At 72.4% G+C, this 6067-nt stretch carries 10 protein-coding genes; 1 reads left to right on the top strand and 9 read right to left on the bottom strand.

Annotated elements, in window-relative coordinates; genetic code table 11:
• The 6 genes from MKK60_RS02415 to MKK60_RS02390 all read right to left on the bottom strand — a co-directional run.
• A partial coding sequence (locus MKK60_RS02415) for a 1-deoxy-D-xylulose-5-phosphate synthase N-terminal domain-containing protein (protein WP_243932353.1) occupies positions 1–147 on the bottom strand: 147 nt, incomplete at its 3' end.
• An 81-nt stretch (positions 148–228) separates the two neighbouring features.
• Positions 229–489, bottom strand: coding sequence for an exodeoxyribonuclease VII small subunit (locus tag MKK60_RS02410; protein WP_147728480.1), 261 nt, complete (start codon positions 487–489; stop codon positions 229–231).
• 144 nt (positions 490–633) lie between these two features.
• Positions 634–1146 (bottom strand): tyrosine phosphatase family protein, encoded by a 513-nt coding sequence (locus tag MKK60_RS02405; protein WP_147728481.1) that lies wholly within the window; start codon positions 1144–1146, stop codon positions 634–636.
• A 26-nt stretch (positions 1147–1172) separates the two neighbouring features.
• Positions 1173–1733, bottom strand: a complete 561-nt coding sequence (locus MKK60_RS02400) for a hydrolase (RefSeq protein WP_147728487.1) — start codon at positions 1731–1733, stop codon at positions 1173–1175.
• A gap of 29 nt (positions 1734–1762) precedes the next feature.
• Positions 1763–2398, bottom strand: a complete 636-nt coding sequence (locus MKK60_RS02395) for a DNA-3-methyladenine glycosylase I (RefSeq protein WP_147859691.1) — start codon at positions 2396–2398, stop codon at positions 1763–1765.
• Positions 2399–3247, bottom strand: a complete 849-nt coding sequence (locus MKK60_RS02390) for a YgfZ/GcvT domain-containing protein (protein ID WP_243983749.1) — start codon at positions 3245–3247, stop codon at positions 2399–2401.
• Positions 3248–3365: 118 nt separating this feature from the next.
• On the opposite strand from MKK60_RS02390, the gene MKK60_RS02385 reads away from it, so the two are divergent.
• Entirely contained in the window at positions 3366–4703 is a 1338-nt protein-coding gene (locus MKK60_RS02385) for a dihydroorotase (RefSeq protein ID WP_243932973.1), read from the top strand.
• A gap of 25 nt (positions 4704–4728) precedes the next feature.
• Here the strand turns inward: MKK60_RS02385 and MKK60_RS02380 are convergent, their stop codons facing one another.
• From MKK60_RS02380 to MKK60_RS02370, 3 genes are all read right to left on the bottom strand, one after another.
• Complete coding sequence (locus tag MKK60_RS02380; protein WP_147728485.1) at positions 4729–4983, bottom strand: hypothetical protein; 255 nt, start codon at positions 4981–4983, stop codon at positions 4729–4731.
• Between the two features lie 160 nt (positions 4984–5143).
• Positions 5144–5581 (bottom strand): TIGR02301 family protein, encoded by a 438-nt coding sequence (locus tag MKK60_RS02375; RefSeq protein WP_243932991.1) that lies wholly within the window; start codon positions 5579–5581, stop codon positions 5144–5146.
• A gap of 26 nt (positions 5582–5607) precedes the next feature.
• Positions 5608–6042 (bottom strand): NUDIX hydrolase, encoded by a 435-nt coding sequence (locus tag MKK60_RS02370; protein WP_147728810.1) that lies wholly within the window; start codon positions 6040–6042, stop codon positions 5608–5610.
• Between the last annotated feature and the right edge of the window lie 25 nt (positions 6043–6067).

Raw genomic sequence — 6067 nt, 5'->3', positions numbered from 1 at the left:
CCCCGACCCGAGATGGCCGCCCGTCACCGACACGGCCTCGATCATCTCCGAGCGAACCGCGTCCGCCACCGCCCGGAGATCGCTCTCCGGAAGCAACCGCAACGCGGACGTCTCGGACAAACCGTCCAAAATCGAGGGGGCCGGCATCGAGGGGGTCTGCGTCACGGGTTCGGCCTCATATCGATCTCGAACGCCGAACGAGGCTGCGGTGCTCGGGCACGGCGCATCTCAATCGACGTCCAGGGGTGCGACGCCTTCGGCGCGCCCGTCGGGTGTCAGGGTGATGCGCTGGATGCGGGCCTCGGCCCGCTTCAGCAGCATCTCGCAGTGGCGCTTCAGCGCCTCACCGCGCTCGTAGATCGTTACCGATTCGTCCAGCGCCACGTCGCCCTTCTCCAGGCGGCGGACGATGTCCTCGAGCTGCTCCAGGGCCTTCTCGAAGGGCGTGTCGGCGGCGATCGCGGTCGCGTCGGGTCGGCTTTCGGTCATCCCTACAGGATCCTTTGGTGCGGTTCTAAGGCGGAGGCGGCGACCGCCACAACCCCACGTGCCTTCGCGGCGGGCGGAGACACGCGGTTTTTCCCTCCGGCGGCGACGTTTGCGCCACACCGGTATGCCGGTGGGCTCGACCGGTCAGCCGAGCTCGAAACGAAACGGCGTGCCCTCGAAGGCGTCCGCCCCGCGGCCGATCGCGGCGACGGCCGAGACCATCCGGCCGTCGCGGCCGAGCAGCCGGTCGGCGATCTCGACGAACAGGCGGTTCGGCGTCGCCGACGGCGAGGCGAGGCGTAACGCCGCGGCGGCCTCGGCCTCGTCGCGGGCGGGATCGAGGGCGCAGGCGGCGATGTAGGCCGCGGCAGTCGAGCGGCTGATGCCGGCGTAGCAGTGGATCACCATCGGCTTCTCGCGCGGCCACGCCGCGACGAAGTCGAGGATGGCGCGCACGTGGTCCTCGGCCGGGAGAACGTACCCGTCCGTCGCGACCGCGATGTCGCTGACGCCGACCACCGCGTGGCAGCCCTCGGCGATCGTCGCCGGCCGCTCCGGCGCCGAGGGCAGGTTGAGCAGCGTCAGGACGTGGCTCGCCCCAGTCGCCGCGATGGTTTCGGGCAGGCGCGACAGGGGGCAGACGTGCAGCGTCGGCATCTCGGGTCCGGGTTCTGGGTCGGGTGTCAGGATTTCGCGAGCTCGGCGAAACGGTCGAGATAACGGGCCTGCGCCTGCGCGGTCGGCCAGGGGTCGAGCAGGGCGAGGACCGGCTCGGGCAGGGTCTCGTGCCGCCCGAAGTAGCGCGTCGCCTCGTCCGGCGCGAATCCGGCGAGCCGCACCGCCTCGGCATGCGCCGCCACCCGGTCCGCACGCTTGACCAGGCGGGCGAAGGCCGGGGTCGGCGCCTCGAGCCCGAAGCGCCGGCGGATCGCAGCGAGCAGGCGGCGCTCGACGCCCTTGTAGGAATCGCCGATCGCGGCCTTCAACGGCGAGATGATGTCGCCGACGACGTATTCCGGCGCATCGTGCAGCAGCAGCTCGAGGCCCTGTGCCGGCGTGCACCCGGGCGTGAGATGCAGGCCGACCGCCTCGACCAGCAGCGAGTGCTGCGCCACCGAGAAGACGTGCGGCCCCGCGGTCTGCCCGTTCCAGCGGGCGACGCGGGCGAGCCCGTGGGCGATGTCGGCCACCTCGATGTCGAGGGGGGAGGGGTCGAGCAGATCGAGCCGGCGGCCCGAGAGCATCCGCTGCCACGCCCGCGGCTGCAGCGCGCTCAACGGCCCGGCTCCGCCAGCGCGGCGCAGGGCGCGTGGCGGTGGCAGCCGACGAGGTGATCGTTGACCATGCCGACCGCCTGCATGAAGGCGTGGACGATCACCGGGCCGCAGAAAGCGAAGCCTTCGGCCTTCAGCGCCTTGGCGATCCGCCGCGACACGTCGGTCTCGGTCCGGATCTCGCTGCGGGTCCGCGCGCTGCCCTGGATCGGCCGGCCGTCCGGCAGGTGATCCCACAGGAAGCGCGAGAAACCGGGGCCGCGCTCCTCGATCCGCAGCCAGGCGCGAGCGCCGGCGACGGTGCCGACGATCTTGGCGCGGTTGCGGATGATGCCGGTGTCCTGCATCAGCCGCTCCACGTCGGCCTCGGTGAAGCGCGCGATGGCCTCTGGATCGAACGCGGCGAAGGCGCGGCGGAAGCCGTCGCGCCGGCGCAGGATCGTGATCCACGACAGCCCGGCCTGGAAGCCATCGAGAATCAGCTTCTCGTAGAGCGCGCGGCCGTCGTGCTCGGGCACGCCCCATTCGCCGTCGTGATAGGCGACGTAGAGCGGATCGAGCCCCGCCCACCAGCACCGGGCGCAGCCGTCGGGATGGCGGACGAGGCCTTCGACCGGATGCGATGCCTCGGTCATTCAGCCCGCCGCGGCGTCCGGCATCGCGAAGCTGGCGAAGGCTGGGCGCTCCACGGTCAGCACCTTGCCGTCGGCGCGCAGCGGCTCGCCGGCCGCGATCGCGTCGGCGAGCCGGTCGAGGCGCAGCATTGCGAGGCCGCGCCCGGCGGCACGGCTCCCCGTCACGCCGAGCACCTTGGCACCGGCGGTGATCTCGGAGCCGGGCGCGGCCGCCTCGCCCGCGGGATAGGTGGCGGGCAGCATGCGGGTGCGGGCTGTGCCACGGTGCTGCATCCGCGAGACCACCTCCTGGCCGACGTAGCAGCCCTTGCGGAAGTCGACGCCGCCGAGCTGGTCCATCAGCGCCTCGTGCGGGAAGGCGTCGCTGAACGGGAAGTCGCTCCCGCCCTCGGGGATCCCGAGCGCGATGCGGTGGGCGTGGTACTCCGCTTCGGACGCGTCCGCGGAGAAGGCGCCCGCCGCCGCGTAGAGCCGCGCGCCGAGGCCTTCGGCCCGGGCGTCGGCCACGGCGTCGACCTCGGCGGCGGTGGTGGCGCCGTCCCAGGATGCGGCGATGGCGATGGTCGGATCGACCGCGATCTCGACCTTCGCGCGCAGGCGATAGAGGGTCAGGCGCTTGGCGAGCGCCGCAGCCTGCTCGGCCGGCACGTCGAGGCGGTACCCGTCGGCGATCCGCGAGATCAGGAAGTCGAACTGGATCTTGCCCTGCGGCGTCAGCAGGGCGCCGAGGCGCGCCTCCGCCTCGCCCAGCGTCTCGACGTTGCATGTGATCACGCCCTGGAGCAGGGCGGTGGCGTCCGGCCCGGTCACGGTGACGAGGGCGCGGTCCGGCAGCAGGGCAATCGGCATGGCAAGTCCTCACTCGGCCCGATCGGGCCTTCCAGGCCGCGCGATTGCGCGAGGATGAGGCGTGACATAAGCCGCCCGGGACCCGGCCTCAACCAAGGCGTTTCCGATGGCATCCCCGATGGACCAGCCCTTCGACCTCGTCCTCTCCGGCGGCACGGTGGTGAACCAGGACGGCACGCACCTTGCCGACCTCGGCATCCGCGGCGGGCGCATCGCGGCGATCGGCGACCTCGCGCAGGCAGCCAGTGCCGAGCGGCAGGATTGCGCCGGCCTGCACCTGCTGCCCGGCGTGATCGACACCCAGGTGCATTTCCGAGAGCCCGGCCTCGACCACAAGGAAGATCTCGAATCCGGCTCGCGGGCGGCCGTGATGGGCGGCGTCACCGCCGTGTTCGAGATGCCGAACACCAACCCGCTCACCACCAGCGCGGACGCGCTCGCCGATAAGGTGGCCCGCGCGCATCACCGGATGCATTGCGATTTCGCGTTCTGGGTCGGCGGCACCCACGAGAACGTGGCGCAGCTCGCCGAATTGGAGCGGCTGCCCGGCGCCGCCGGCATCAAGGTGTTCGTCGGGTCCTCGACCGGGTCGCTGCTGGTCGAGGACGATGCGGGCGTGCGCGCCATCCTCACGGCGATCCGCCGCCGCGCCGCCTTCCACTCCGAGGACGAGCCGATGCTGCGCGCGCGCAAGGATCTCCGCGTCCCCGGCGACCCGTCCTCGCACCCGGTCTGGCGCTCGCCGGAGGTGGCGATGGCGGCGACGCGGCGGCTGGTGGCCTTGGCGCGGGAGACCGGCGCCCGCATCCACATCCTGCACATCTCGACCGGCGACGAGATGGACTACCTCGCCGACCACAAGGACGTGGCGAGCGTAGAGGTGACGCCGCATCACCTCACCCTCGACGGCGACGAGGCCTATGCGCGGCTCGGCACGCTCGTGCAGATGAACCCGCCGGTCCGCGGCGATGCGCATCGCCGAAGGATCTGGTGGGGTCTCGGGCAGGGCGTCGCCGACATCCTCGGCTCGGATCACGCGCCGCACCAGCTCGACGAGAAGGCCAAGCCCTATCCGGACTCGCCCTCGGGGATGACCGGGGTGCAGACGCTGGTGCCGATCATGCTCGACCACGTCGCGGCCGGACGGCTGTCGCTCGAGCGCTTCGTCGACCTGACGAGCGCCGGGCCGAAGCGCCTGTTCGGCATCGCACGCAAGGGGCGGCTCGCGATCGGCTACGACGCCGACGTGACGGTGGTCGACCTCAAGCGCCGCGAGACGATCCGCAATGCCTGGATCGCCTCGAAGAGCGCCTGGACGCCCTACGACGGCAAGACCGTGACCGGATGGCCGGTGGGGACGGTGGTGCGCGGGGCCCGCGTGATGTGGGACGGTGTGCTGACCGCGCCGTCGCGCGGCGAGGCCGTGACCTTCGAGGAGGCGCTGGCACGGGCCTGAGCCCGCGCCAGCCGCGGCATCGGGATCAGTGCTGGAGCGCGGTGGTGAAGGCGCCGCCGCGGATGCGCTCGGGGAATCCCTCGGCGTAGCGGGCGGTCGCCTCCTCGCCGTAGGTCATGACCAGTTCCTGGAAGGCGGCGAACAGGGCCGCCTGCGCCATGCAGTCGCCGTCGAGACCGTCGAGGCAGCCCTCGGCGAACGCCTCGGAAACGTAGCCCAGGGCGGCGCGCTTCTCGTCCACGTCGGCTTCGAACGGGGCGGTCTGAGTGCTGTTCTGCATGGCGCGTCGCATCCGTTGCGCGCGGGCTGGAGGCCCGGCGTACGGAAAGGATGATAGGCGGCTCACGGGTCCGCGACCAGCCGGGAATTGCGAAGCGGTTAACGCGGATGGTCGAATACGACGGTTTCCCCGGATGCTTCTGCCGTGTGGCCGGTTTGCATCAACCGCCGAAACGGCCGGCCAGCGCGTGCGACAGGCGCTCCCCCTCGGCGACGAAGCGGCCCGCCGCCTCGTGCGCGGCCGGCGTGCAGACGCGGTAGGTGGAGGCGTAGCCGCGGTAGCCGCGGTTGTACGCCCCGGCGAGGCGGTCGCGCCGCCCGGGGGTGACGCCCTCGGCCTCGATCAGCGCCTTCATCCGGTTCGGCCACTCGGCGGCGTCGGCACCCGCGCACAGCTCGCGCAGGAAGGCCAGCGATCCGATGATCTCGGACAGCCGCGTCAGGTCGCGGTCGTAGGGGGCGGCCTGCTCCGGGGGCGGCGGGGGCGGCTCCTTCTCGGCAGGCTTCGGGGCTTGCCGCGCCGGGGGGCGCTGCTGCGCAAGCGCCGGAGCGTGCGCGGAAACGGCGAAGCCGGCGCCGACCGCGAGGACCGGCAGGATGAGGTGCAGGAAGGACGGCTTGCCGATCACGGGCGGTCCCCGGGTCGACGGGCAGCGACCTTTGCGAAGGCGTCCGCCAGCGTGTCGGCGAGACCCGGCGTCGTTTCGAGGTCGGCGATCTCGTCGCGCGTCGCCCAGCGGACGGCGAGGGCTTCGGGGCCGGCCTCCGGCTCGCCGCCGATCCAGAGGGCCGCATGGGGGTGGACGACGTAGTGATGGCGCACGCGACCGTCGGGCTCGCGCTGGATGATCTCGGTCGGCGGCAGGACGCCGATCATCTCGGCGTCGAGGCCGACCTCCTCCTTGAGCTCGCGCAGGGCGGCGTCGGCGATCGCCTCGCCGGCTTCAACCAGCCCGCCGGGGAGGGTCCAGACGCCGCGCATCGGCGCGTTGGCGCGCGCCGCCAGCAGCACCCGGTCGCCGCGGATCACCGCGATCGACGCGCCGACGAAGGGGCGCATGGGAAACAATCGCGCATCGGCCTCG

Source organism: Methylobacterium sp. J-092 (genome assembly GCF_022829325.1).
In the GTDB taxonomy this organism is placed as follows: Bacteria; Pseudomonadota; Alphaproteobacteria; order Rhizobiales; family Beijerinckiaceae; genus Methylobacterium.
The sequence above is the reverse complement of the archived record's forward strand: the minus strand, read 5'-3'. Positions and strand labels throughout refer to the sequence as shown.

Bases quoted from the DNA above. Each gene is read 5' to 3' on its own strand.
- MKK60_RS02390 (WP_243983749.1), bottom strand. From the start codon at position 3,247: ATGCCGATTGCCCTGCTGCCGGACCGCGCCCTCGTCACCGTGACCGGG.
- MKK60_RS02405 (WP_147728481.1), bottom strand. From the start codon at position 1,146: ATGCCGACGCTGCACGTCTGCCCCCTGTCGCGCCTGCCCGAAACCATC.
- MKK60_RS02410 (WP_147728480.1), bottom strand. From the start codon at position 489: ATGACCGAAAGCCGACCCGACGCGACCGCGATCGCCGCCGACACGCCC.
- MKK60_RS02385 (WP_243932973.1), top strand. From the start codon at position 3,366: ATGGACCAGCCCTTCGACCTCGTCCTCTCCGGCGGCACGGTGGTGAAC.
- MKK60_RS02380 (WP_147728485.1), bottom strand. From the start codon at position 4,983: ATGCAGAACAGCACTCAGACCGCCCCGTTCGAAGCCGACGTGGACGAG.
- MKK60_RS02395 (WP_147859691.1), bottom strand. From the start codon at position 2,398: ATGACCGAGGCATCGCATCCGGTCGAAGGCCTCGTCCGCCATCCCGAC.
- MKK60_RS02370 (WP_147728810.1), bottom strand. From the start codon at position 6,042: ATGCGCCCCTTCGTCGGCGCGTCGATCGCGGTGATCCGCGGCGACCGG.
- MKK60_RS02400 (WP_147728487.1), bottom strand. From the start codon at position 1,733: ATGCTCTCGGGCCGCCGGCTCGATCTGCTCGACCCCTCCCCCCTCGAC.